Below are 22,603 nucleotides of genomic sequence, written 5' to 3'. Positions count from 1 at the left end.
GGCACTGGCGGCACATGAATGGTGGTTTCTATACGAAAATGAATGTGGAATCTGGTTCGGATTAAACATTCAAGACGGGTACGAGTCGTTATCACGTACGAGTCTATTTCTGCTACTGCATGTTGGCGTGTTTGCACTTGTGGAAGAAAGTCCTCTTCGAAGTCGATAAAATCACTTCTTTTTACGTGCGGTACAAGTTCATGCCGCGGTTTTGCAATGTGTGCATTCATCCGTGCTGCGCCCGATACCGCAGGAGCTGATACGCGCCGCGTAGCACCAGATGCGGGTCGTGCGTGTCGACATGCGGCAATGCGTCGTGGAGGAGCGAGGCGGCACCGCCGGTGAGTGCGATGTGGGGCACATCGGAAAGAGTATTCGCCAGCCGTTCGACGAGTCCCGAAGCCATGGCAGCAAAGCCGTGCACGATGCCGCTCTGCAAGGCGTACTCGGTCGAGGTGCCAATGGGATGCGGTGGTGCGGTCAGATCCACCGAAGGCAGTTGCGCGCCGCCGGTAGCCAGCGCATCGCGCAGCAGGCGCAGTCCGGGCGCAATGACGCCGCCTCAGTACGCGGGTTCGTCGTCAATTACTTCGATGGTGAGCGCGGTGCCTGCGTCGATGGCGAGCACGCTGCCGGAGCTTGCTTGCCCGTGGGCGTACCACGCGGCAGCGGCGGCGGCCAGCCGGTCGGTGCCGAGGGTGTGCGGCGTGTCGTAACGCATGGCGAAGGGCAGTGCGCCTTCCACACGCAGCACCTGGGCGGGACGTGCAAACTGCGCCTCAATAGCCAGTTGAGCATGCTGTGTGGCCTGCGGCACCACCGACACAATACCCACGCGATGGGCCGATGGAATTGCATCTGCTTGGAGGGCCGTGCGCCATGCCTTCGCATCCCCCAAAGACGGAGAAAGCGCGAGGCGTCCGGTGTGGGTAAGCGTACCGGAGGCGGAAAAGTGCCCCCACTTTACAGCGCTGTTGCCGATGTCGAGAATGAGATAGGAGGCGGACATGGCGGGGGGAGCTATGCGGAACGGGTGGTGACTTCGCCCGCGTGAAACGACATTGGTCCGCCGGGGGTGTCGAGCCGCAGCGCGCCGGTCTTGGTGATGCCGCGCACGGTGCCTGTGTGCGTGGTGGCGGTGCCGGGCGTGTGCAGGGTAATCGACTGGCCGCGGTGGAGCATGCGCTCGGCGTAGGCGGTGCGCAGGGCCGTGCGTTCGGGGGGCGTGTGCAGGGCGTCGTAGCGGCGTTCGAGATGCTGCATCAGAGCGGCCCAGAGCGGCCCCCGCGGCACGGACTGCCCGGTTGCAAGGCGAAGTGAGGTCGCGTTCACCTCGGCGGGAAAGTCGGTCTGGTTGACGTTTAGCCCAATGCCCAGCACCACGAACGCGTTCTCGTGGGGAGGCGCGCCGCGCGTGGCTGTTTCGAGCAGCATGCCGCAGCATTTGCGTCCGTTAATGAGCACATCGTTGGGCCATTTGATGCGGGGCGGCTGCGGCAGGGCGTAGGCCGTAATTGCATCGACGACGGCCAGGCTGGCAGCCAGAGGAATGAGCGACAGCAGATCGGGCGGTAGATCAGGACGTAGCACGATGGAGCCGGTGAGCGCCTGATGCGGCGGGGCAAGCCAGGAGCGCCCGTGGCGTCCGCGCCCTTCGGTCTGCTGTTCGGCCAGCACCACGGCGCCTTCGGGCGCGCCCTTGCGGGCCCAGGCGGCAGCTTCGGCGTTGGTGGAGCCTACGGTTTTGCGATAGCGCAGGGGCGTGCCCATTCGGGTGGTGGCGAGGGCGTTGGCAATGGCATCTGGAAGGGTTGGGGTAGGCATGAGAAGCGAGGTTCGAGTTCAAGGTTGGGGGTAGCCGCGACACAGCGCCGCTGCGTTGCGGCGTCGCTAGTAAGACGGCCAGTGCGCTGTTGTGTGCAGAACCGCTACGCTGCCAGCCAGATGGCGGTAGCAAGCACCGCCAGCACGAGCGTCCAAAGTAGAAGGGCCCAGCGGGTGGCCTTTTTGGCCTGTTCAGCCTTATACCATGACATGGGGCGCACGCCCATGACCAGAAAGGTGAGCACCGCTGCCAGGTTTACGCCTGCCACGTTGGTAATGAGCAGCAGTCCCGCCTGATAGGCCAGATCCCAGTCGCCACTCCCAAGTAGCAGCCCCACCGCTACGAGCGGTGGCACGAGGGCTACGGCCACCATGACGCCGACAATGGCGGTGGAGAGCCCCCGCGTTACGGCCAGGGCTCCGGCCACCCCGGCAGCCACGGCGAGCGCCACATCGGGGAGGCCAATGGCGGTGCGCAGCGAGATCTCCGTCAGCGTGGGGTCAACGGGCAGCACCAGGCCCATGCCAAAAGCCAGCACGAGGCCCGAGAGCAAACCGCTCAAGTTCGTCTTCAGGCTCTTCAGAATGAGGTCGCGGTCGGCCAGCGTGGTGCCGAGCCCCAAAGCGATGTTGGGGCCAATGAGCGGAGCAATGACCATGGCTCCAATGACCACAGCGGTATTGTTGCGCAGCATGCCCCCGGCGGCCACAACGACCGAGAGCGCCACGAGCGCAAAGTAGACGCTCTTCATCTGCACCGAATCGCTCATGTCCTGGTAGAGCTCCTCGCGGCTGATGCGGTCGGTGCCGTTGTCCGACTCGTCCTCTTCATCGGTTTCGGGACGGGGCAGCGTAGCGCCTACGGGCGACACCACGATGCGAAAGTCGTCGGTGTGGCCCATCTGCTTCTGCAGGCGTTCCAGCACCTGCTCGGTGTTTGTGCTGTCTACCAGGAGGCGTTCCAGCACCTGTCCGCGGGCAGTAGACAGGGTGTGGCGGTCTACGAGCGATACGTCATCGCCCAGGCGGCCCATAGTATCTTGCGTTGCGGGAAGATAGACATCAATCTGTTGCAGCGCCATCGCGCATCACCAAGAAAGCCGAAAGAGAAACTGGAGGAGCAAGCCTATTGTGCTGTCACAGGTCAATGGTTGGGTCACAAGCCGTCGGTAGGAGTCCTGACACGAGCGAAGCGACTGATGAACGCAGTGAATAAAGATCTCCCCCAAGGTTGGCAGGGCCTCTGTCCCGCCGTATCTTCTGAACGCCAAGGAGATGGTTCGACTGCGCTCACCATGACAGGCTTCGTGGGAGTATGATTGCAGAGCAACTATCAAAATGAGGATTGACACAGCAGTAGTGCTCTGTCACACGTGATTGTTTAGGTCATTGGAGCGCATGGAATCCCTCCCCCTAAATCCCCCTCCTCTGAGGGGGACTTCATGAGAGCATCCTAACACTGGAGCACCGCATCTCGCATCCCCGGAGCAGATCCTCCGCCCGCGTGACCTGAGATGCTTCACTGCACTCCCCATAACGATAGCGGCTACACGAAAGAGAAACTGGAGGAGCGAACCTATCGGTTGCGTCCGTAGGATTCGTGGCTCGACACCCAGTCCGACGACGAGATCGCCGCGCCCAGCGAGAGTTCGCCTGCCAGGGCCACGGCGGCTACAATTTCAGCGAACTTGAGCACCTTACCTTTGCCATAGCAGCCGAGCATCTCCAGGCATTCGCGCTGCGTGGGCAGCCCGGTGCCGCCGCCGTACGTGGCCACGATGAGTGACGGGATCGTGAGCGAGATTTTCAGGTCGCCGTCATCGGTTACGTCGGTGTACAGCACGCCCGCCGACGACTCGGACACGTTGGCGACGTCTTGTCCGGTGGCAATAAACATGGCGGTAATGGCGTTGGGCGAGTGCGCGCCGTTGTTGTTTGCGCCCGAGAGGAAAGCCCCAATCGTGGACACGTTCCAGTGGTAGTGCAGGCTCTCCGGATCCACCCGCATGTGCTGCTCCAGCACCGAGCGGTCAATAATCGCTTCGGCGGTTACACGCTTTCCGCGCGTGCGCATCACATTCACCTGCGAGGCTTTCTTGTCGGTAGCAAAGTTCGATTCAAGGTAGAAGTGCTCAATCGGATCGGGGTACTGGTCGATGATCCAACCGCACGCGGCAAAGGTAGCGCGGCCCACCATGTTCTGCCCAGCGGCATCGCCCGTGCGGTAGTTGAAGCGCAGATACGCAAAGTTATTCGACAGGTACGTGTCGATGTAGAGCAGCTTCGCCACGCTGGACGTTGATTCCGCTTCGCGGCGCACATCGGCCATGTGGTTGTCGACCCAGTCGCGAAATTCGCGGGCCTCCCGTGCATCCGAAAACACAAACACCGGGGCGCGCTGCATGCAGTCGTTCACCACAGTCGATTTTACGCCGCCGCTCAGGTTCACCACCTTGATGCCGCGATTGTAGGAGGCCACGAGCGTGCCCTCGGAGGTGGCCATGGGAATCAGGAACTCGCCCTGTGCATGCTCGCCGTTCACATTCAGGGGGCCGGCAATGCCCAGCGGCACCTGCGACACGCCCACAAAGTGCTCGACATTGCCCTGCGTAGCGTGCGGATCGAACGAGGGCTGAAAGCTGTGCTCGGGATTGGTGCCCGTGAACGAGCGGATAAACTCCTGCCGTTCGGCAATGGCCCCGTCAGAATAATCGTCGTCCTCGTCTCGGGGGATGCGAAGCAGCGTCTCGTCGCCTGTGCTAATCGCATCCTCAACGGTAAAATCGAGCGTGCCAAAGGGTTTGCTCTGAAACGCGATGGAAATTTCGTGCTTGCCGACATCCAGCGCCTCCCTGTTGCAGACCACCGAGAGCGTGCGCCTCAGCGGAAAGTCGATGGCGGTGCTGTCTTCCAGCGCGGTGGCGTCGATAGTTGTGCCATCGCCCAGGTGCAGGTGCACATCTGAAAGCGGTACCTTCGTCCCGTCAATAGCCACATGTTTTAGTTCATTAAGCGTGGCATCCTGCAATCGGTTCTTGATCCCGAATTGCACCCCCTGATCGGTGTTTTCGAGGCTGCCGAACGTGTACAGCTTCTTGAGAAGCGCGCTGGGAATAAGCATAGGCAAAGGCTTTGGTTTAGATAACGTACTCAATAGAATACTCAATAGAAGGAGCAGGCACGGGGCGCAGACGCGGCAAGCGGGTTGGACTGCGAAACTGTTTGCAGAATAACAGCAAACGGGGTTGAACGCCACCCCATAGTATCGGAAAAAGTTTAAAGAAATAACAATCGGATATCGCCGGTTGCCTGTCGGCATCTTCACGTTTGCGCTGTAACAAGACCCCAGAGCGCACCGTCGGGTGTGAGGGACCTGAACATGCTTTCGTTGAAGCACAGGGCTGAAGCATAGCGCAGCCACATTGTATCGCATTGTATAGATAGAACCACAGATGTACATGGTGTATGGAGCATTGAATGAGCACCGGTGGGGCTGGAGCATTGGCGTGCTGCTTGCCCTGGCGATTCTCCTGTCGGCTCCCACAGCCACTGCACAAGACACGGCCACCCTCAGCGGACACGTGCGCGATGCCACCACGGGCGAAACGCTGCTGGGTGCAAATGTGCTGGTTGAAGAGGCCGAGCGCGGCGCCGCCACTAACAACTCGGGGTTCTACACTCTGAGCGGATTGGAGCCCGGCACGTACACCGTGGCCGCCTCCTACATTGGCTATCAGCGCACCACCGCTACCGTCACGCTCGACCCCGGCGAAGACCGCCGCCTCGACCTGGAACTGCCGCCCGATGGCGTAACGCTCGACGAAGTCATCGTGCGCGATGAGAACGACGACGAAGAGCGCGACCTCGGGGTGGAGCGCGTATCTACAGATTTGATTCAAGAGCTTCCGGCGGTACTGGAGCCCGATGTCTTCCGATCATTGCAGTACCTGCCGGGCATCAAAGCCGCCAGCGACTTTTCGAGCGGACTCTACATCCGCGGCGGCAGTCCCGACCAAACCCTAATTCTGCTTGATCAGACGACCGTCTACAACCCGTCGCACTTCTTTGGCTTCTTCTCTACGTTCAACCCAGACGCGATTAAAGACGTGCAGCTTTACAAGGGGGCGTTTCCGGCAGAGTACGGCGGGCGCATTGGCAGCGTGGTCGATATCTACAACAAAGATGGCAACCGCCGCGAAACCAAAGGCGGGCTGAGTGCGGGACTGCTGGCCGCGCGGGCGTACGTGGAAGGACCCATCAACCGCGACGAAGATACGGAAACTGCGCGCGGGTCCTACATGGTGGCGGCGCGTCGCTCTACGCTGGAGCCGCTGCTCGCTGTGTTACGCAGCGCTGATGTCGAGGGCATCCCCGACCGCTTCTACTTCTACGATATTAACGCCAAAGCCAACTACCGCCTCACCGACGACGACCGCATTTCGCTCTCGGTCTATGGCGGACAAGACCAGCTCGACCTGGAGTTCTTGGATGATGGCCAGTTCGACATTGCGTACGGCAACCGCACGCTCAGCGCCAACTGGACGCGCCTGTTCTCCTCGCAGGTGTTTTCTTCGGTGACGGCCACCGCCTCGCGTTACAAGAGCACGCCCATTGCTACTATTGCGGGCACGCGCTTCACGCAGACCAACGAGGTCACTGACCTCTCTGTCAAGGCCGACGTCGAGTACACGCCCTCCCCCAAGCACGCGTTTAAAGCAGGGGTGTGGGGCGGGGCGTTGTCGTTCAATCTACGCAACACCTTCGACGGCAGCGAGTCGTTCCAGCGCCGCATTCGCAGTGGGTACGCGTCGCTCTTTGTGCAGGATACGTACCGCCCCACCGATGCCTGGCGCATTCGGGGCGGACTCCGGGGCAGCTACTTCGACCAGGGCAATTTCTGGCGCCTGGCCCCACGCCTCTCCATCGCCTACGACCTGACGCCCGACGTGCGCCTGCAAGCCGCGTACGGACGCTACTACCAGTTCCTGACGCTCGAATCCAGCGAGCTCTTTACCGGCTTCGACTCCTGGCTCATGACCGACGAGGGCGTGCCGCCCGCCTTTGGCGATCAGTGGACCGCGGGCGTGCAGACCGAGTGGGACGGCGGCTGGGAGGTAGAGTCGGAGGCTTACGTGCGCACCATGCGCGATCTGTTCGAACAAGATCCGTTTCTGCCGGATGTGGCGGGGCTGCCCTACGCCGAAACCTTCCGCTTTGGCAGCGGCTATGCCTTCGGCAACGAGTGGACCGTGCGCCGCAACGAGGGGGCCATCACTGGGTTTGCCGCGTACACGCTCAGTCGCACCGAGCGCAAGTTTCCGGATGTTAACGTAGCTGCCAACGGCTCCCCCAACTTCTACGTGCCCAAGTACGACCGCACACACGACCTGAACATTGTGCTCAACTACCCCTTTGCGGATCGCTGGCGCGCCACGGCCACGTTCAACTACGCCACCGGGCAGCCCTACACCAACCCCGAGTTCCGCTACAGCCTGCAAGACGACCCATTGCAATCCGACATCTCCACTCGCGACGTGCTCGTAAGCCCGTTCAACGGCGACCGGCTCCCCGCTTATCACCGCCTGGACGTGGGCGTGCAGCGCACCGGGCGCTTCTTCGGCTGGGCGGATATGGAGCTTCAGTTTCAACTGATCAACGCGTATGCCCGCGAAAACATCTGGTTTTACCTGTTCGAGTTTGAAGACGACGGCACGGTCACGCGCAACACTGTGCCGCAAATTCCCGTGCCGCTGCCCAATATCGCCCTCACACTTACGTTTTAGCGCGTTAAAGCGTCCTCTGAAATGAACGATAGCGTCCCGCCGAGAACAATCCTCTGCGGCGAACGGTCCGCCGTTCGTCTCTCTGCATCGCCCAACGTATCCCGCATAGCCTGCTGCCCATGAATGCTACCTGTACATCACGGCGCTCGTACCTCCTGGCCGGGTTTCTTACAAGCACGTTAACTGTGCTCATGCTGTTGGGGGGATGCGACACCGTATCCACCGACCCTGAGTCGGAAGTGGTTGTAGAGGCCTATCTCATTGCCGAAGAACCGCTCCCGCAGGTGCGGCTGACGAAGTCCGTGCCCGCCACCGAGCGGTTCGCGCCCGAAGACGCCGCAGTGCGCGGAGCCGATGTGGTCATTCAGCGTCTCTCCTCGGCAGACGAGGTGGAAGCTACGTATCCCTACGAAGAAACAACGCCGGGCGTATACCGGCCGGTTGATACGTCGCTCTCCGTATCCCCCCGTACCCGCTACCGGCTCGACGTGCAAACCTCAGACGGCACCGCCGTGCAGGCCGAAACTACCGTTCCCGACACGATTACCGTGCTCGATGTAGCAAATACCGATGTCGTGTATCAGGGCCCCGAGCAGCCGCAGTTCACCATTCGCCCGGCGCAACGTACCGACCGGTCTAACACATACGCCTTCGCGATAACGTCGCAGCTCGACTTTGAATCGCTGAGCGAAGAAGAGCTTGCCGAAGAGCTTACGCCCTTCTATGCTGATGCGTACGACCCTGAAGAAGAGCAGATTTCCGAGTTCAAGCGCGGGTCCTCGCCGCTCATCAACGAAGACTCGTTTACCTTTAACGACGACGGCACCATCACGCTCGATGTGCCGTGGATCGGGTTTGCGTTCTACGGTAGCAATCGCGTCACCATCAACGCGCCCGACGAAAACTACTACGATCTCATACGCACGCAAGACGCCCAGCAAGGCGGCCTTGCGCCGGGCGAAATCCCCAACGTGATTGACCGCGTGGAGGGCGGCACCGGCATCTTTGGCAGCCTCTCACGCGCCGGGGCCACCATCACGATTGAGCGCCCATCCGGATTTTGAGCGCCGCCGTCAGTCTTCGGGGCCGGGTTCGTTGAGCCAGAACGTGACGGGGCCGTCGTTGACGAGGGCTACCTCCATCATCGCGCCAAACTCGCCCGTGGGTACGGGCTGGCCGAGCACCTCCGACAGGTCGGCCACGAAGTGCTGGTAGAGCGCCCTGGCGCGGTCGGGCGGGGCGGCATCGGTAAACGACGGGCGGTGACCGCTGCTGGTATCGCCGCAGAGCGTAAACTGGGGCACGACGAGCGCCGCGCCGCCGGTATCGAGCAGCGCATGGTTCATGCGTCCGTCGTCATCCGAAAAGATGCGCAGGTGCGCGCACTGGTGCGCCAGGTCGCTCGCCTGCGTTTGGGTGTCGTTTTTGTGCACGCCCAGCAGGATGAGCAGGCCAGCGTCGATTGCGCCAACGGTGTTGCCCTCCACACGAACAGAGGCTTCAGAGACGCGCTGAACAAGAGCAATCATAGGAGCTTAGGCAGATGAGAAAAGAGTCGTTTGGGGATGCGGAGGAAATGCCGCAGGCTACGCAAAGAACGCCTCGAACTCCGCATCCAGCACCGATTGGAGCGCATCGAGGGCACGTCGGCGGTGACTGATCGCGTTTTTGGCGTCGGCCTCCATCTCTGCAAATGAGGATGTATGTCCGTCGGGGACGAACACCGGGTCGTACCCAAACCCGCCAGTGCCACGGGGCGTCTCGGCAATCGTGCCTGTGCAGATGCCTTCCACGCAGTGCGTGCGCTCCGGTGTAACGAGCGCAATGACGGTGCGGAACTGCGCAGCCCGTGTGTCGGCCTCCTCCAGCGCGCCAAGCAGGTGCGCAATGTTTTCGGCGTCTGTAGCATTGGGCCCGGCAAAGCGTGCGGTGTGCACGCCGGGACGCCCGTTGAGGGCCGCCACCTCAAGCCCGGTATCGTCGGCCAGGGCCGCGTGACCGGTGTGGTCGTGGATGGCGCGCGCTTTCTTGAGCGCATTGCCGCGCAGCGTGTTGGCATCTTCCTCCACCTCGGGCGCCTCCGGCCATGCATCCAGCGTACGCAGGGTAAGCGGAAGCGCCTGCAGTAGCGTACGAAACTCGGCAACCTTGCCCGAATTGTGGGTCGCAAGAACCAGTGTGGGGGACGAAGCCATGATGAATGCGGGAACGGGGGCAGAAATCGGAATGCGAACACAGAAACACCCGTATAGAGGGCTCGTTACGAATGGATGGACGGACTATACAGGTCCGTACGCCCCATCAAGCATCGCACAATAATCAGACAGGAATAACGAGGGATCTACTTTGGCTGTAGGTGTAAAAGTACGCAACAACGAGTCTATCGATCGCGCTCTGAAACGGTTTCGCCGTCAGGTCAACCGGAGCCGTGTGCTGCGGGAGTACCGCCAGAATATGTCGTACCTGAAGCCGTCTGAAGAGAAGCGGCTGAAGGAGAAAAAGGCGCGCCGCCGTCGGCACCGTAACCGCGGCGATCGCAAGAAGCGCTTGTAAGACAAGAGACAAGCGGTTGTGCATCAACGTGTGGTCGTTGTCCTGCGCAACCAGTCGGGTCATCCATACAGCGGGCGGCACAGCGGTGCCTTTCGTACCGCGCAAGCCCCCGCTGGCACGGCCCCGTTTTGCTTTCCGTACTGCGTGTGACAACACGCCATGCAGCATACCCATATGGGATGCTGCTTTTTTATGTTGAGACTACGCTGCCGACCATTGATGCTAACTCCGTATGCGTCGTTGGTGTATGGAAGGATCGAAAGGGGACCGAGAAAAACGTCCAGCCGACCCTTTCAACTACCCGTCCATCCCGACACGAGGCCGAAAGACGTATCTGTTAACTCGGTTCCATAACCGCCCGGAATATCCTTCCGACAGCGTATCTGTTTAGCGGGCTTCAATGATCCCGGGCTAAGGGAATCCCATAGCCGGGTAACCTGTGCCGACCCCTGTCGGTACCGCTTGCGTCCCCGGCGCCCTATGAGCCGAATGCTATCGGAACTGCACGCGTCTCGGGCTACAAATCGCTAAACACGTACGGAGCCCCGTGAGGAGATGACGGGGGAGCCGCAACTGCGTATGTCCTCTCCGTAATGCAGCAATCGGATTTGGTATGACACGCTGCCCAAACCGTTAGCGCCGCCGTCCGCCGCCGTCCGGGCCGCCGTCATTGTCGCCCGAGCCAAAGGTATACTGAAAGCTCAGCGTAACCTCGCGGCGTCCCCACTCAAAGTTTGACTGCTGGTAGACATCGTCGTCGCGGTACCAGATGCCGACGTTTGTATCATTGAATAGGTCGTCGACGCGGAGCGTGAGGCTCCCATTTCCTGAAAAGAGCGACTGTTGCAGGGCTACTTCCGTACTTGAGAACGCATCGATGCGGCCCTCGGGCGGAATGTCGCGGCCGGGGCGGTAGAACTGATTGATCTCGGCCTGCAATCCGTCACGCAGTTCGGCACGCAGGTTTGCACGTCCCGAAAACAAGATCGCATCCTGGCTGCGGTCGGTGGTCAGGTTCGAGCCATCGGTCACCGCGCGGTACACATTACTGCTTAGCGTACCCTCGGTAGGGCCGTAGTTGAACGTGACGACAAACTCGGCTCCGTACGAGGTGCTCGACGACAGGTTTTCCGCACGTCGGACGATAACCGAGCGTCCGTCGTCGGTGGTCTCCTCGCGCGTCACGTCCTCGATTTCATTGACCGTGTGACGCACGTATGGCGTGGCTGTAACCGAGCCAAAATCCCAGCGTTGCGTGCCGGTAAGCTCAAACGAGTGGATGTACTCAGGGTCAAGTCCCGGATTACCTTCGTTGCGGAACGTGGGGTCCTCGTTATCATCGAGCGGATTGATGTCCCACAGGTTAGGCCGGTCGACCCGCTTGCTGTATGAGATGCGCGCCTGCTGCCGTTCGTTGGGGCTGTACGACAGGAATACGCTTGGGTAAAAGCTCACGTACGATTGCTCAGTGCGCTCCTCCTCGCTGCTCAGGTTAAAGTCGGTGTTTACAGTTTCGGCACGCAGACCCGTTTCCAACTCAAAGTCGCCCAAGCCGCGGCGTAGGATACCGTACCCGGCATGGATGATCTCGTCGAAGGTGAAGAGCGTTTCATTATCATCGAAGGTTTGGTCGCTATCGAGGCGGCGCAGCGTGCCCTTGTAGCCAGTTTCCATCTCCAGGTCGAGCGCACCCATCGGACGCGTGTAATCGATTTCGAGCGTACCGTCTTGCTCATCCTCATTCACAACATCGAGTTCGCGCCCGCGGGGTGTATCGAGGCGAGTTCCGTTTTCGATGCCATAGGTCGTATAAACGCCGTCTTCTGTTTCAAAATCGCGATCGTAGCGCATCTGCGACCGCAGCGTGTGGTCGTCGGCAAACTCGTGGTTGAACGTAAGGCGTCCGTCGATGCTCTCGTCGGTGTCGGTAACGTCCGTTAGGCGCACATACTGGTCTTGCAGATCCGACGTGTTGGTGCTGCCCAGATATTCGGCGTAGCGCGTGCGTCCATCTTCGCTATCGTGGCGTAGACTGAGCGAGGTTTCCAGGTCGAGCGAGGTGCGATCCGAAAACCGATAGCCAAGCTGGGTGTTGAGCGACTGCGAGCGGTCGCGTTCTCGTTCGGTTGCGGCCTGGTCGGTCCACCGATTGGACCCGCTGTCGTTAAACTGCTCCAAGAGCCGGGCATCGTTGTCCTCTTCGCGATCGCGGCGGATGGAGTAACTCGCCAGCACGTTGAACCCACCGCGCTGGTAGCCCACATTGGCCGACGCGTTGCCGCCCACATCAGCGTTGTTATCGCGGCCCCCCGCCACCATAAAGCCCCCGTTCCAGCCTGCATCCAGATCGCGGCTTAGCACGATGTTGATGATACCGGCCATGCCCTCGGGCTCGTATCGGGCCGACGGATTCGGAATGACCTCCACGCGCTCCACTGCATCAGCGGGAATGCTCTGTAAGTAGCTGACGAGGCTTTCGCCTTCAAGCGATGCGGGCTCCCCGTTAATCTGGAGCGTTACGCTCTCGTTGCCGCGCAGGCTGATGCTGCCGTCGATGTCGACCTGAATAGAGGGCAGCGTGCCCAGTACCGTACGCGCAGAGCCGCCCGCGCTCACGGCTCGGTCGGATGTGTTGTAGGTAGTGCGGTCGGTCTCGATTTCGGCGGTGGGGCGTTCGGCGGTTACCTCCACCTCGTCGACCTGTGTAGGCTCGGGAGCCAGCCGGATGGTGCCCACATCATGCGGGGGCGACTGAGCAGGTACGTCTTCCACCCGCTGACTCTCGTATCCCACAAAACTAATACGCAGCGTAAACGGCCCGGCCTCAGAGGGTTCGATGGTGAACGTGCCCTCGGGGCTGGTGGCATCGCCGGTTACCATGGTAGAATCCGTCTCGGTTTCCTTCCATAGGGCAACCGTAGCTCCGGCCAGCGGCTCTTCCGTTTCTGCGTCAAGAATCTGCCCGGTAATGGCCGGGTCCTGGGCATGGGCCTCCGATACAGCTCCCCAGCCGATGACGACCGCGCAGCAGGCGTATCCGATAAGCAATACATGGCGTACAAGACGTAGCATACAGGCAATGTGAACTGGTTTGGTGGTAAACAAGACTCGGCGCAGCGTTAGACTCGGCGCAGCGTTAGACTCGGCGCAGCGTTGTAGTCGTGAGTAGCTATTTTAGGTTGATATCATTGCTGTTACTATGCATGGAGACGAGTGCACAAAAGATGAGGGGCATATAACGAGATGCGTGTATCTGTCACAGACCCACCGGACCCAACGAGATGGTAACAGTCAGCCCTTCATTGCAGAATGCCCTCGGGGGATGCGGCGGGTTGTTGTGTCAAGTGGAACGGGGCATCGGGCCAGCGATAGGAGGAGATGAGCGTGCGCTGAACGGTCGATACGAGCCCAGCCACGCGCTATACCATCGCCTATTCTGTTGGTCTGATTTTCTCGATTCCCATGATACACCCCACGATACGAATACCACTTCGGCTGTTGCTGGCACTGGTGCTGGTCGGCCTGTGGAGCGCGCCTACGCCAGGCATCGCCCAGGGGCTTACGCCCATGCAGGAGGCCATGCTACAATCGGTGAGTAACACAACTGTGGATGCGGAGGGGGACTTCATCGCCTTCACCCGTACGCAGCCGGTCGATCCTCGCGAAGACAACGCATCGGACGATAGCCACCTCTTCGTTCTCGACACCGACACGGGCGAGGAAGAGGCGCTCTATACCGAAGGCTCGGTCGGCAACATTACGTTTCGGCCCGAGCACGGCACACTGACCTTTCTGACGGCGACTGACGATGACGAGGGCCGCGCGCTCTACGAAATAGATCCGGAGACGGGTGAGATGGAGCAGCTTTATGCCTTCGACCGGTCCATGGTTGCTTACGAGTGGGCCCCCGACGGCGACCGCATTGTGTTCTCTGCGCCTGAAGCGCTCGATGTCCCCGAAGCGGAGCTTCCCTACGAACCCAATCTCTACGAAGAAAACCGCCCGAACCGCCTGCCCTACATGGTAGACGTAACAGCGGAGGCCGAGGCCGAGCCACTGAACGTGGAGGGTACCGCCCACCTGATGAACTGGAGCCCGAGCGGCGATCAGCTGGCCGTCACTGTAGCGCCTTCGCCCGAGGTGGATGACTTCTACATGGCACAGAGCGTTGTGATTGTCGATGCCGAATCGGGCAACGTGGTGGCCGACATTGACAACGAAGGCAAAATCGGACAGATCGAGTGGAGCCCGAGCGGCGACCAACTGGCTCTGCGCGCCGGGCACGACCTGCACGATCCCACCGACGGGCGCATTATGGTTGTGGATGCCGAAGACGACGCCACGCCCGAAAATATCTTCCCGGAGTTTGAGGGCAAGTTCGAACAGATTGCGTGGACGGACGACGACACCATTCACTTCCTGGCCAGCGAGAGCGTCGAAACCTCGTTTGGCACCATTGCCCCCGATGGAAGCGATTTCAATCGCCGTGTGGATCTGGGCGGTCCCATCATGACGGGCTTTGCGCCCACGGAGGACGGCGAGGTGGCTTTCACCGCGCACACCCCTGAGCATCCCCCTGAAGTATTCTGGCTGGATGCAGAGGCTGATACCCCGGAGCGCATGACCACCTCGAACCCCGAGCTTGAGGACATTGAGATGGGCGAGCAGCGCGTGGTCAACTACACCGCTGCCGACGGCCAGTTCGACATCGACGGCCTGCTCATTCTGCCGGTCGACTACGAGCCGGGCACGCAGGTGCCGGTCATTACCGTGGTCCACGGCGGTCCCGAAGCGCACTACAGCAACGGATGGCTCACGCGCTATGCCGATCCCGGACAGATGGGCGCCGCCCAGGGCTTTGCGGTGTTCTATCCGAACTATCGCGGCAGTACAGGACGCGGTATCGACTTCACGTACAGCAGTCAGGCCGACCTGGCCGGACGCGAGTTTGACGATATCGTAGACGGCGTCGACTTCCTGATCGATGAAGGCATTGCCGATCCCGACCGCGTGGGCGTGACCGGCGGCTCGTACGGCGGCTATGCCACCGCGTGGATGAGCACCTACTACACCGAGCGCTTTGCCGCCGGTGTCATGAACGTGGGCATCAGCAACAACCTCTCAAAGTGGGGCACGAGCGACATCCCCGAAGAGTTGTTCCTGGTGCATTCGCGGAATCGCATCTGGAATAGCTGGATGGATATGCTGAAGCGCAGCCCGATCTACCATGCCGGACAAGCGAACACGCCGCTGCTCATCGCTCACGGCGAAGAGGACACGCGCGTGCACCCGGCGCAGTCGATGGAGCTGTACCGTCACATCAAAGTGCGCCGCCCCGACGTGCCGCTGCGCATGGTGACGTACCCGAACGAGGGCCACGGCTACGGGCGCTCCACCGCGCAGCTCGACTACACCCTGCGCATGATGCGCTGGTTCGACACCTACCTGAACGGCGACAGCCGCGCGCCGCTTCCGGAAGGTGCAGTGTCGGTTGAGGACGCGGAATAAGCCGCTCAACCGCAGACAAAGGAGCATTTGCTCCCTGGTATCCAGCCCCACCGTGTGCATCCGTGCATGCGGTGGGGGTTTGTTGTTGGGGGAGCCCTCATTGTCTACAGATATGCGGGGCAACTCCAGTCGCCTTCAAAATGTCAAACCGCTCACGGGTGCGGTCCGCCCGGGGGGCATCAGGGGCTGCATCTCGGAGAGGTCGTCGTCCGGCAGCCTGTGAATTCGAGATGCGCCGCTCATTCTGCCTCGCGGTACGCGCGTATCCAGTCCACTTCAAGCCGAAACGGGCCATCCTGCCCATCTATGATGTAAACCCCGATCGACTTCACGGCTGAGCGGTCGAGCGGGTCGACCCTCACAGGCTCGCCGTGTGCGCTCGCCTCCAGTGAGGCGAAGGGGACGCGGACGGTCTCCCATGAGTTGCTTGTTGGGACCGGGCCACGCCGATTCACCTCACGACCCCGGCTTTCGGTCCCGTCGTCGACATCAAGCTCAAACGTGCGCCCGCCGCCGCGGACGCGGAGTTCGATTCCGTCGTAGCTCGAAATGTCTGTCTGTAGTGCCGCGCGGACCGACGAGAACCCGCCGCCCTCGGTGACCACCTCTCCGGTGAATACGAGCGTGCCACCTGCGACCTCGACAAAGCCCTCTGAGCGCCCGCCCATCACGCCGTCGTTCTCGATGCTCCACTGGGCGGTATCGGCGCCGTCGAAGTCGAAGAGCACCATGGGCTCAGAAGAAGACATGGGGCTAACAGGACCGTCTGTCAGGCCGGCATCCGTTGCCTCGGAGCCCATTATTTCGGTGTCGATCGCCTCGGCAGGAGCCGGTCTGTTGTTGCCATGTGTGGGGATGAGAGCCGTGGTGGCGATGACAAGGACGAGAAGACGAGACATAGGTCGAAAAAAATGGGACACTCTTGAACGTGTGGAGTCTGGAATACGCAGCGGCTTATACGGCCCTTCGTCGTTCCCCCTTGGTGGTTTCCCTTCATCGGTTTTGGCGGTGCTACGACAAATGCTCCAGATTATCCAAATCCTTGTGGCGACCACTTGCTCGTTTGTTCTTCTTCAGGCGCTTTATTCTGATGATCGTTGCCTTTATGCCCCCAGTTTGGCGATAACTCGACTGTCACGTGTCGAATCAACTCCAAATGCTATCTAACAAATGTAGCAAACCCGTCGGGCACTGGCAGGGCGTGAATCTCTGTGTCGGTCTATTCAGTTTGAATAAGCTGTAGCTGCTTGCACTCTATTGCTGTATTGCCGTATGTCCACGCCCAACGACGCGCCCTCGCATCCCTCCCTGCCCGACCTGCCGCCGGATGCGCCCTCAGCGCCGCTGCAAGACGTCAACAACCAGTTCGACCTCGTCTCCGAGTTCACCCCGATGGGCGACCAGCCCCAGGCCATCAAAGAACTCAACGACGGCCTGAAGCGGGGCGATCGTCATCAGACGCTGCTTGGCGGCACGGGTACGGGGAAAAGCCTCGGGTATGATGATCCTGTGTACGTGGCTCCGCATGACGGAAAAGAACGAATACCGCGTGTTGAATCCATCGGAGCCTTCGTAGATGCTCAGATCGAAAAGCGTGGCATCACGCACTATCATGCCCCCTCCAAGACCGAGGAGGTGGTGCTGCCGGAAGACGCGTGTTCAACGCTCGCCTTCGATCCTGACACTGGAGCGGTTGCCCATCACCCTGTGCGAGCAGCCATTCGTCACGAAGCGCCCGACACTATGTATCGCGTAACGACATTGTGTGGGCGCACCGCGACCATGACCGGTGACCATAACTTGTGGGTGCTGCGCGATGGAGAGCCGCAGCTCATTGAGACGGCGGAGGCACGCGATACCGATCTGCTTCCGATACCGGAGCGCCTTCCCACAGGGGCCCGAGGATCGCGCATGGATGTGGGGCAGAGCAAAGCCGAGAACCCTGTCGGTCGAACCCCCTCTGTCTATCGACATCTCCCCCTTGGTCAAGGGGGAGAGGCTCCAAAGAAAGAACGGGTTGCCGATAGTAAAACTGGTGCACGTGCAACAGCAGCAGCGGCGTATCAAACAGCGGTCGATTCTGCGCGTGGCGATGGCGCTCCGCATCCCTCGAATGCTGTGCGCTGGACCCCCATCGCCTCTGTCGAAGCCGTAGATTATGACCATCCGTACGTGTATGATCTGAGCGTGCCGGGGCCCGAGACCTTTTTGGCAGGCCAGGGAGGTATGTTTGTACACAACACGTTCACCATTGCAAACGTCATCGAAGAGGCGAACCGGCCCACGCTGGTGATGAGCCACAACAAGACGCTCGCGGCGCAGCTCTATGGCGAGCTCAAGCAGTTTTTCCCCAACAACGCCGTCGAGTACTTCATCTCGTACTACGACTACTATCAGCCCGAGTCCTACATCGTCCCGAGCGATACCTACATCGAGAAAGACGTGGCCATCAACGACCGCATTGAGCGGCTGCGGCTGCGGGCGACGAGCGAGTTGATCTCGGGACGCAGTGATGTGATCGTGGTGGCAAGCGTGTCGTGCATCTACGGACTCGGCTCACCCGATGAGTTCCGCAAGGAGATCATCCAACTGGCGCCGGGCATGGAGGTAGAACGCGATGTGCTGCTGCGCCGCTTCGTGGATCTCTTCTACAGCCGCAACGACATCGAATTTCAGCCGGGCACCTTCCGTGTGCGCGGCGATGTGGTGGACATCTTCCCCGCCTACTTCGAAGACCGCGCCTTCCGCATCGAGTTCTGGGGGGATGAGATTGATCGCATCAGTCTGATTGATCCGACCGACGGGACCGAGGTCAATGCGCTGGACGAGCATCTGACGCTCTATCCGGCGCAGATTTTTGTGACGCCCGAAGATCGCCTCGCATCCGCTATTGATAGCATTAAGGAGGAGTTGCGCTGGCGACTCGCGGTGCTGCGCGAAGAGGGCAAGATGGTGGAGGCGCAGCGCCTGGAGCAGCGCACTATGTTCGATCTGGAGATGATGCAGGAGGTCGGCTACTGCTCGGGCATCGAGAACTACAGCCGTCACTTGACCGACCGCAAGCCGGGCGAGCGTCCGTACTGCCTGCTCGACTACTTCCCCGACGATTTCTTGCTGGTGATGGACGAGAGCCACGTCACCATTCCGCAGGTGCGCGCCATGTATAACGGCGACCGCGCCCGCAAGCTGAAGCTGGTGGAGCACGGCTTTCGGCTGCCCTCGGCGCTGGATAACCGTCCGCTCACGTTCGAGGAGTTTGAGGAGATGCACGATCAGGTCATCTACATGAGCGCTACGCCGAGCGATTATGAGCTGGAGCAGAGCGGCGGCGTGTTTGTGGATCAGGTGGTGCGCCCCACCGGCATTCCCGACCCCGAAATCGACATTCGTCCGACCGATACGCAGATCGACGACCTGCTCGAAGAGATTCGCAAGCGCAGCGAAAAGAACGAGCGTGTGCTGGTGACGACCCTCACAAAGCGCATGACCGAGGATCTGGCCGACTACCTTGACAGCAACGGCGTGCGCGTGCGTTGGATGCACTCGGACCTGGATGCGCTGGAGCGGGTCGACATCATCCGCGGGCTGCGCCTGGGCGAGTACGATGTGCTTGTGGGCGTGAACCTCTTGCGCGAGGGGCTCGATCTGCCCGAAGTGAGCCTCGTGGCCATTCTGGATGCGGATAAGGAGGGCTTCCTGCGCAGCGAAACCTCACTCATCCAGACCGCTGGGCGCGCAGCCCGCAACGTGGACGGGCAGGTGATTCTCTACGCCGATGAGATTACCGGCTCCATGCAGCGCATGATCGACGAAACCGAGCGCCGCCGACAGATTCAACTGGAGTACAACGAAGAGCACGACATCACGCCCGAACCGATCACGAAGTCGGTCGACGAGATTCACCGTGGCACGGCCATCGCCGATGAGAAGAAACGCGACGACCGCGAGCCCTCGAACCGCAAGCACTACGGGAGTCCCGAGCAGCTTACGAGCACGGTCTCGGACCCGGTCGTGAAGTACCTGACCGACGATCAGAAGGAGGATCTCATCGAGCAGATGAAAACCGAAATGGAAGAGGCCGCCGAGGATCTCGACTTTGAGCGCGCTGCCGAACTACGTGATAGCATCCAGGAACTCAAGGCACAGTTGGAGGAGTGAGGCCCGACGGCCAGCATCAAGCCCTGGCAAAACCGCTTTCAGGGTGGATGGCACCAGGCAACCCAACGAGTGGCAGTTCGTTACGGAAAAGAAACCAATAAGCCCGGCTTCGGTAGCGTCTCCCGGTGCTGTGCCCTCTGTAATTACACTGCTGTTATGTCTACCTGGAATACATATCGTCCGTGGTTGGAACGAATCACTTTTGGTGTGGCCTTGCTTGGCCTGCTTGTTGCTGGACATCTGGGGCTGCAAGAGCAGCGCGGGTTTGACCGTGGCTGTCTGGGACTGGGCGACGGCAGCGCATCTGCGTTTGACTGTGCTTCTGTTGTAGGCAGCGAGGCGGGTACGTTCCTGGGGCTCTCAAATGTTGTGTGGGGCCTGCTTTTCTATGCTGCTGTAGCGGTGCTTACCTTTTTAGTGGTGCGAGCCACCCGGATGCAGCGCCCCACGATGGCTAAGCTGCGTGCAGGTCTGATAGGCACGGGGGTGCTTTACACCGGCTATCTGATGTACGTACAGTTTGTCGAACTCGATGCCTTGTGCGCACTCTGCCTGACCTCGGCCGCGCTCGTTACCACGCTGGCCGGACTCACTGCATTCCCATTACTTTCTTCCTCATCATCGTCTTCGCCCGCTATGTCTGATACTTCACGCCGTTCGGAATACAAGCTCTTAGGGGCGCTCGTTGTTGCGGCGCTCCTGTTTGCAGGGGCCGATGTGGCGTACTTTACCCAGCAGGCGCCCGCTTCGCACCTGCCTGCTGCCTTTGCCAGCGACACGGTAGATGTGCCCGATGAGTGCCAGTTTGATGCGGAAAAGCAGCCCGTGCAAAACTGGCAAGACTTCGTGCGCGATGATGACCCGATTGATGGCAACCCTGATGCACCGGTGACGGTTGTGGAGTTCTTTGATCCGAACTGCCCGCACTGTGCCGACATGCACAGCGTGATGGAGGTCGTGAAGGAGGAAAATGGGGATCGTGCGCGCTTCGTACCGAAGCCATTTCCCCTCTGGGAGTTTTCCATTCCTCAGATTCAGGCGCTGTACGCTGCGGCTGAAGCGGACAAGTTCTATGAGATGCTCGATATGCAGTACGATAACCAGCGCCGTGAGGGCTTGTCGGAGGAGCAGTTGCGTGCCATTGCCGAGCGCATTGATATGGATCCCGACCTGGTGTCGACGCACCTGGAGGAAGATCGCCACCGTCAGCGCATTATGCATCAGCGGCAGCAGGGTGTTGCCGCGGGCGTGTCGAGCACGCCGTCCGTTCTCATCAACGGACACTTTGTGGCGCCGCAGTCGCGCTCGCCGGAATGCTTCGGTGCGTTCATCGACGCCGCCTATGAGGCCAATACTGATGCGTCGTAACGAGTGCGTCGTAGCGCAGACCAGCACGGCCCTGTGCGCCCGGAATCATCGCACGGGGCTGCTGCCGGGAGCCTGTTCCTGCGCGACCCTCTTTGGGAGTAGCACAGCGCATGTATCTGCGCCCTGACCTCCGTTCAAGCATCTTACCTTTCGTATCCCTCTGTTTTAATAACGTCTTATGCCCACCGCTTCTGTGTCAACCGAACCGCTTATTGAGCCGTCTGAGCTTGATCGCCAATCTATCAATACCATCCGCTGTCTGGCCATGGATGCTGTGCAGCAGGCCGAGAGCGGCCATCCGGGAATGCCGATGGGGGCGGCGGCCATGGCGTATGTGCTGTGGACGCGCCACCTGAAGCACGATCCGAGCGACCCGGGTTGGGCCGACCGCGACCGCTTTGTACTGTCGGCGGGCCACGGCTCGATGCTGCTCTATGCGCTCTTGCACCTGACAGGCTACGACCTGCCGCTCGATGAGATCAAGAACTTTCGGCAGTGGGGCAGCAAAACGCCGGGCCACCCCGAGGCGCACCTGACGCCGGGCGTGGAGACGACCACGGGTCCGCTGGGGCAGGGCTTTGCCACGGGCGTGGGCATGGCGATGGCCGAGCGCTATCTGGCGGCGCACTTCAACACCGAGGAGCACCCGCTGGTGGACCACTACACGTACGGCATTGTGTCGGATGGCGACCTGATGGAGGGCATTTCGTCGGAGGCGGCGTCGTTTGCCGGCCATCAGGGGCTGGGGCGGCTCATCTATCTGTACGACGACAACGAAATCTCGATCGACGGCTCGACGGATATTGCGTTTACGGAGAACGTGCCGCAGCGCTTTGAGGCGATGGGCTGGCACGTGCACACGGTGGAGGACGGCAACGACCTGCGGGCGATTGACCAGGCGATTCGCGTGGCCAAGAGCGAGACGCGGCGTCCGTCGCTGCTCTGCGTGCACACCAACATCGGCTACGGGAGTCCCAACAAGCAAGACACCGCTTCCGCCCACGGTGCGCCGCTGGGTGAGGAAGAAATTGCCCGCACCAAAGAAGCCCTCGGCTGGCCGTCGGATGCACCGGCGTTCCACGTGCCCGACGAGGTCGCCACGCACATGCGCGAGGCCGTTGAAACGGGCCAAGAAGCTCACGCGCAGTGGGACGCGCTCTACGATACGTACGAAGCGGCGCATCCGGACCAGGCGGCCACATTTGAGCGCTGGATGAACGGCACGCTGCCCACCGATTGGGATGCGGTGCTGCCGACCTTTGAAACGGGCACCTCGCGTGCCACCCGCGCCGCCAGCGGTACGGTGCTCGATCATCTGGTTGATGAGATGGGCCCGCACCTTGTGGGCGGCTCGGCAGATCTTACCGGCTCCAACAAAACGCACGTAGACGGCCAGGCCGACATGCAGG

General features: G+C 60.8%; 14 protein-coding genes and 1 pseudogene. 7 read left to right on the top strand and 8 right to left on the bottom strand.

Going from position 1 to position 22,603, the window contains the following annotated elements; translation table 11 throughout:
- Positions 1–226: 226 nt before the first annotated feature.
- The 4 genes and pseudogenes from R6U20_RS10340 to R6U20_RS10325 all read right to left on the bottom strand — a co-directional run bounded on the left by R6U20_RS10340 (position 227) and on the right by R6U20_RS10325 (position 4,945).
- Positions 227–1,009: pseudogene (locus R6U20_RS10340) on the bottom strand (type III pantothenate kinase).
- A gap of 11 nt (positions 1,010–1,020) precedes the next feature.
- The gene (locus R6U20_RS10335; protein ID WP_410337777.1) at positions 1,021–1,824 is read right to left on the bottom strand and encodes a biotin--[acetyl-CoA-carboxylase] ligase; all 804 of its coding nucleotides are present in this window, start codon (positions 1,822–1,824) and stop codon (positions 1,021–1,023) included.
- Between the two features lie 104 nt (positions 1,825–1,928).
- Positions 1,929–2,906, bottom strand: coding sequence for a TIGR00341 family protein (locus R6U20_RS10330; RefSeq protein WP_410337776.1), 978 nt, complete (start codon positions 2,904–2,906; stop codon positions 1,929–1,931).
- A 494-nt stretch (positions 2,907–3,400) separates the two neighbouring features.
- Complete coding sequence (locus tag R6U20_RS10325) at positions 3,401–4,945, bottom strand: hydroxymethylglutaryl-CoA reductase (RefSeq protein ID WP_410337775.1); 1,545 nt, start codon at positions 4,943–4,945, stop codon at positions 3,401–3,403.
- Between the two features lie 337 nt (positions 4,946–5,282).
- Here R6U20_RS10325 and R6U20_RS10320 point away from each other — a divergent pair, with 337 nt between their 5' ends.
- Entirely contained in the window at positions 5,283–7,607 is a 2,325-nt protein-coding gene (locus tag R6U20_RS10320; RefSeq protein ID WP_410337774.1) for a TonB-dependent receptor, read from the top strand.
- A gap of 119 nt (positions 7,608–7,726) precedes the next feature.
- Entirely contained in the window at positions 7,727–8,671 is a 945-nt protein-coding gene (locus R6U20_RS10315; protein WP_410337773.1) for a DUF4249 family protein, read from the top strand.
- 9 nt (positions 8,672–8,680) lie between these two features.
- On the opposite strand, the gene dtd is transcribed toward R6U20_RS10315, so the two are convergent.
- The gene (dtd, locus tag R6U20_RS10310; protein WP_410337772.1) at positions 8,681–9,136 is read right to left on the bottom strand and encodes a D-aminoacyl-tRNA deacylase; all 456 of its coding nucleotides are present in this window, start codon (positions 9,134–9,136) and stop codon (positions 8,681–8,683) included.
- 57 nt (positions 9,137–9,193) lie between these two features.
- A complete protein-coding gene (rdgB, locus tag R6U20_RS10305; RefSeq protein ID WP_410337771.1) occupies positions 9,194–9,802 on the bottom strand; it encodes an RdgB/HAM1 family non-canonical purine NTP pyrophosphatase in 609 nt (202 codons plus the stop codon).
- Between the two features lie 151 nt (positions 9,803–9,953).
- On the opposite strand from rdgB, the gene rpsU reads away from it, so the two are divergent.
- Complete coding sequence (rpsU, locus tag R6U20_RS10300) at positions 9,954–10,160, top strand: 30S ribosomal protein S21 (protein WP_098063297.1); 207 nt, start codon at positions 9,954–9,956, stop codon at positions 10,158–10,160.
- Between the two features lie 633 nt (positions 10,161–10,793).
- Here rpsU and R6U20_RS10295 read toward each other — a convergent pair.
- A complete protein-coding gene (locus tag R6U20_RS10295) occupies positions 10,794–13,232 on the bottom strand; it encodes a TonB-dependent receptor domain-containing protein (RefSeq protein WP_410337770.1) in 2,439 nt (812 codons plus the stop codon).
- A 390-nt stretch (positions 13,233–13,622) separates the two neighbouring features.
- Here R6U20_RS10295 and R6U20_RS10290 point away from each other — a divergent pair, with 390 nt between their 5' ends.
- On the top strand, positions 13,623–15,668 hold the full coding sequence (locus R6U20_RS10290; RefSeq protein ID WP_410337769.1) for a S9 family peptidase: 2,046 nt from the start codon (positions 13,623–13,625) through the stop codon (positions 15,666–15,668).
- A 239-nt stretch (positions 15,669–15,907) separates the two neighbouring features.
- On the opposite strand, the gene R6U20_RS10285 is transcribed toward R6U20_RS10290, so the two are convergent.
- Positions 15,908–16,567: a CIA30 family protein gene (locus R6U20_RS10285; protein WP_410337768.1), complete on the bottom strand. Its 660-nt coding sequence runs from the start codon at positions 16,565–16,567 to the stop codon at positions 15,908–15,910.
- Between the two features lie 610 nt (positions 16,568–17,177).
- Here R6U20_RS10285 and uvrB point away from each other — a divergent pair.
- The 3 genes from uvrB to R6U20_RS10270 form a co-directional block, all read left to right on the top strand.
- The gene (gene uvrB, locus R6U20_RS10280) at positions 17,178–19,826 is read left to right on the top strand and encodes an excinuclease ABC subunit UvrB (protein ID WP_410337778.1); all 2,649 of its coding nucleotides are present in this window, start codon (positions 17,178–17,180) and stop codon (positions 19,824–19,826) included.
- Between the two features lie 156 nt (positions 19,827–19,982).
- Positions 19,983–21,194, top strand: a complete 1,212-nt coding sequence (locus R6U20_RS10275; RefSeq protein WP_410337767.1) for a thioredoxin domain-containing protein — start codon at positions 19,983–19,985, stop codon at positions 21,192–21,194.
- Between the two features lie 178 nt (positions 21,195–21,372).
- Positions 21,373–22,603: transketolase family protein (locus R6U20_RS10270; RefSeq protein WP_410337766.1), on the top strand; the 1,231-nt coding region annotated here is incomplete at its 3' end.

Source organism: Longimonas sp. (genome assembly GCF_046498435.1).
GTDB lineage: Bacteria > Bacteroidota > Rhodothermia > Rhodothermales > Salinibacteraceae > Longimonas.
The sequence above is the reverse complement of the archived record's forward strand: the minus strand, read 5'-3'. Positions and strand labels throughout refer to the sequence as shown.

What these genes read in the sequence shown, in the direction of transcription:
- R6U20_RS10290 (WP_410337769.1), top strand. Translation starts at nt 13,623, where the DNA reads ATGATACACCCCACGATACGAATACCACTTCGGCTGTTGCTGGCACTG.
- R6U20_RS10315 (WP_410337773.1), top strand. Translation starts at nt 7,727, where the DNA reads ATGAATGCTACCTGTACATCACGGCGCTCGTACCTCCTGGCCGGGTTT.
- R6U20_RS10320 (WP_410337774.1), top strand. Translation starts at nt 5,283, where the DNA reads ATGGTGTATGGAGCATTGAATGAGCACCGGTGGGGCTGGAGCATTGGC.
- R6U20_RS10295 (WP_410337770.1), bottom strand. Translation starts at nt 13,232, where the DNA reads ATGCTACGTCTTGTACGCCATGTATTGCTTATCGGATACGCCTGCTGC.
- dtd (WP_410337772.1), bottom strand. Translation starts at nt 9,136, where the DNA reads ATGATTGCTCTTGTTCAGCGCGTCTCTGAAGCCTCTGTTCGTGTGGAG.
- R6U20_RS10335 (WP_410337777.1), bottom strand. Translation starts at nt 1,824, where the DNA reads ATGCCTACCCCAACCCTTCCAGATGCCATTGCCAACGCCCTCGCCACC.
- R6U20_RS10325 (WP_410337775.1), bottom strand. Translation starts at nt 4,945, where the DNA reads ATGCTTATTCCCAGCGCGCTTCTCAAGAAGCTGTACACGTTCGGCAGC.
- R6U20_RS10275 (WP_410337767.1), top strand. Translation starts at nt 19,983, where the DNA reads ATGTCTACCTGGAATACATATCGTCCGTGGTTGGAACGAATCACTTTT.
- R6U20_RS10330 (WP_410337776.1), bottom strand. Translation starts at nt 2,906, where the DNA reads ATGGCGCTGCAACAGATTGATGTCTATCTTCCCGCAACGCAAGATACT.
- R6U20_RS10285 (WP_410337768.1), bottom strand. Translation starts at nt 16,567, where the DNA reads ATGTCTCGTCTTCTCGTCCTTGTCATCGCCACCACGGCTCTCATCCCC.
- rdgB (WP_410337771.1), bottom strand. Translation starts at nt 9,802, where the DNA reads ATGGCTTCGTCCCCCACACTGGTTCTTGCGACCCACAATTCGGGCAAG.